The sequence below is a fragment of the Lactobacillus sp. C449L genome (assembly GCF_059900815.1).
The window spans coordinates 1-459 of sequence record NZ_JBWXGA010000206.1; the positions used below are offsets into that span (position 1 = coordinate 1).

The following is a 459-nucleotide window of genomic DNA, read 5'->3' on the forward strand; positions in this document are numbered from 1 at the left end:
GCATTCTGCTTGATCTGCTGCGCGGAGCGGAGCGCGGCGCGAAGGCCGGTAACCACGATCTCCCCGTCCCCCGCCTGCGTATCATCCGGCACATCGGCCGGAGCGGTGTCGGCTGACTGGTTGGGGGGCGTTTCGGCGTCCTGGGCGGCGGCAGGCGCGGCGAAGCCGGCGAGAGCGATAACGAGAGCGGATGCACCACCAATCAAGCGCCCACGCGCTTTTGAAACCTTCATAGCCTTCCTCCCCGATGCCGTTTCCCGCACATCGCGGGACAAAAGGCATGTTCGCAGGTGGGTTGTTGCCCATCCCGGAAAGCTTGCTACCAAATATGGAAGTTACTTTCAAATGCCGATTTGGGGCGTTAGCAAAGGCGTGTAAGACAGGGCCGACCGGCGCACCGAGGATGCGCAGGCGGCCGGGAGAACAGGATGCGGCGGCAGATGGAGCCGATTCGAAAGG

General features: G+C 63.4%; 1 protein-coding gene. It reads right to left on the bottom strand.

Annotation, left to right across the window (positions count from 1 at the left end):
* Positions 1-233: hypothetical protein (locus AC2JF9_RS09045; protein WP_500727096.1), on the bottom strand; the 233-nt coding region annotated here is incomplete at its 3' end.
* Between the last annotated feature and the right edge of the window lie 226 nt (positions 234-459).